2 protein-coding genes, 1 tRNA gene and 1 rRNA gene are annotated in these 2,536 nt (G+C 50.4%); all 4 read right to left on the bottom strand.

The window, feature by feature from the left end:
* Positions 1 to 209: 209 nt before the first annotated feature.
* Positions 210 to 282 (bottom strand) — tRNA-Asn (locus B5E62_RS16575).
* 114 nt (positions 283 to 396) lie between these two features.
* Positions 397 to 1,722, bottom strand: coding sequence for a M56 family metallopeptidase (locus tag B5E62_RS16570; protein WP_162610344.1), 1,326 nt, complete (start codon positions 1,720 to 1,722; stop codon positions 397 to 399).
* Positions 1,723 to 1,843: 121 nt separating this feature from the next.
* On the bottom strand, positions 1,844 to 2,218 hold the full coding sequence (locus tag B5E62_RS16565; protein WP_087175610.1) for a BlaI/MecI/CopY family transcriptional regulator: 375 nt from the start codon (positions 2,216 to 2,218) through the stop codon (positions 1,844 to 1,846).
* A gap of 197 nt (positions 2,219 to 2,415) precedes the next feature.
* Positions 2,416 to 2,536 (bottom strand): 23S ribosomal RNA (locus B5E62_RS16560); the annotation flags it as partial.

The raw sequence follows: 2,536 nt of genomic DNA, 5'->3' as shown, positions 1-2,536 counted from the left end.
TGTTTTTAATGCGGTTGGCGAACCTGCATTAATTATAACATTGGAGGTTTTTCTGTAAGCTGAAGCATCCTTATCCACTTGCATAGCAAGTGGTTTTTTGGTTTTCTAACCCTCCGTTTCTCGGAACCCGAAAAACTCCGGGCCAGAAAACAGGCCCTTGGCCTAACAACAAAAAAAGCCCGTAAACGTGGATTTACGGGCTTTCCAAGCTCCCCCTGTTGGACTCGAACCAACGACAACTCGGTTAACAGCCGAGTGCTCTACCGACTGAGCTAAGGAGGATCATCTGTGATATTTCGCTGTCTTTATCATTTGACAGCGTATATATTTTACATCAAAATCACAGGTATTTCAAGTAGTTTTAACTATTTCTTTCTCCGCAGTGCACAATATAGCTCAGACAAAGGTCCGGATTTTTTCCCAGTCAACAGAGCCTCTTATAGTACAGAGCACTGTCCCCCTCTTTTCCGGATAACTGATTTCCAGATAGCCGTCATATATCCGAAAGACCGTGGAAGCTGCAGTAATGCCCGACATCTCATATCCGACCGGTTCCGGGAGGATTTCATACGTATGTATCAGTCTTTCCACCTGCAGCCTGGAAAGATATTCGGTCAGCCCTTCTATATCTCTGACCTTTCCATCCTCCATTTCGTCTGACATGAGCCATGCCCTGGACAGGCTGTCCTCACAAATCCCCAAAACCTCCGCCGCAGGCGCTCTGTCTGTCGCAATGCTCACCTTTCCCATGGCAAGAACGCTCAGTACCATGACAGAAAACAACAGACCGACCCCCAGCTTCCTTCTCCCTGTCGTCACAATGGCGCGCATGCGATAGCGCAGAGTCCGGGCCGAGGAGGAGAGACAGGTTGTAAAACCGCGGCTTTCCCCGGCTGTCACAAGAAGCAGCTCCGCATATTTCTTCCTTCTGTCCGCATCGTACTTCTCCAGGACGATCTCGTCGCAGGAGAGCTCCAGGTCGTCCTGTGCTTTCCTGACAGCAGCCCACACAAGAGGATGGAACCAGCCCAGTGCTTTGCAGAATTCAAGAAAGCACCTGGTGTGCGTATCTCTCCTCTGCACATGGTGCAGCTCATGAGAAAAGACCATCTCCGCCTCCTCCGCCGTGTAGGAGCGCTCCGGCAGATAGGTGGCTTTCTTCTTCTTTCTCATGCCTATTGTAAGAGGTGTCCCTATCAGGCTGCTGTACCTGAGGTCAACAGGAATATGTACATCGAGTTCACTTCTCATCTTCTCCCAGCTCTCAAGGATCACCGGCTCCTCCACCGGATGCGAGTTCCTTCTCAGGCTCCAGGAAAACCAGATGTGGGAAACTATTTTCATCCCAAAAAGCACCAGAAAGCCTGCTCCCCACAGGGCTATCAGCACTCTCAGGACTGTCCCCGGCACATACAGCACCGCCGGGGGAGGCCCCGGCATCAACAAGTAGACCATATGGGGCTGATAAAACAGGAACACAGGCACCAGCCACAGAACTGCGCATGTCCTGGCCGTGTAACGGCGCCTGAGGAAAGGCAGGAGAAGGAGCAGCCCTGAAAAATAGAGGCTGACGAACACCAGGACATCCACCAACAGACAAAGGCAGTAGTCCAGACCGTCAGAAATACCATAGACGCACATGTAAAGCAGCGGAAACAGGGTTAACATGACCGGAAGAACGATAGGGTCCATCCACACGACTGTATCTTCTCTGTCCTCCATCCAGCTTGACGTTTTCCCATGCTCCGCATTCCAAGACCTTCGAAATCCCCAGGCCAGGATCCCTCCCAGGAAGGCCGCCCAAACAATCCGGTATATGTATAAAATAAGCATGTCAGACATATTACAGCTCCCCTTCCTCTAGCAGCCGTCTCAGCTCCTCCAGCTCCTCCTTCGTAACCCCGCTGTCGCACAGTGCCGTGGCAAAAGAGGCCACTGAGCCGTGGAACAGTCTGTCCAGAAAGGATCTGCTCTCCGCCGCCAGATATTCCTTCTCCTCCACCAGTGGCTCGTACAGATTGGTACGCCCTTCCTTTTTTAAAGATAGAAAGCCCTTTTCGCACAGGCGTGTCAGGAGAGTGAGGATAGTCGTCGGCGCCAACGGATGGGTGTTCTGCAGCGCTTCCTCGATGTACATCCTGGAAACAGGCGCAGGGCTCTCCCATATGATCTGCATGATCTCCAGTTCGCTCTCCGGCAGTCGTTTGACTTCTCCCATTCTCATCATCTACTCCTTCTTTTGCTCCTCAGCCATCTTTTTCTACATCTGTAGAACCATTATATTCTACAGATGTAGAAAAGTCAATAAAAAAAGATGAAGTCACATAGACTCCATCCTGATTTATCTGTCATGTACCTTCAAAACCACATACAAGAAATTCTCTATCTTCCATCTCTTCCTTACCCGAACCTTATTCGGTTATGCCCTCGACCGATTAGTAACAGTCAGCTCCACATGTTACCATGCTTCCACCTCTGCCCTATCTACCTCGTCGTCTTCAAGGGGTCTTACTACTTTCGTAGGGATATCTCATCT

Origin of the sequence: Lachnoclostridium sp. An118 (assembly GCF_002160985.1) — a bacterium.
GTDB classification, from domain to species: Bacteria; Bacillota; Clostridia; order Lachnospirales; family Lachnospiraceae; genus Claveliimonas; species Claveliimonas stercoravium.
Note: the sequence above shows the minus strand (reverse complement) of the source record. Positions and strands in the feature narration are given on the sequence as shown.

Bases quoted from the DNA above. Each gene is read 5' to 3' on its own strand.
- B5E62_RS16570 (WP_162610344.1), bottom strand. From the start codon at position 1,722: ATGGAGGACAGAGAAGATACAGTCGTGTGGATGGACCCTATCGTTCTT.
- B5E62_RS16565 (WP_087175610.1), bottom strand. From the start codon at position 2,218: ATGGGAGAAGTCAAACGACTGCCGGAGAGCGAACTGGAGATCATGCAG.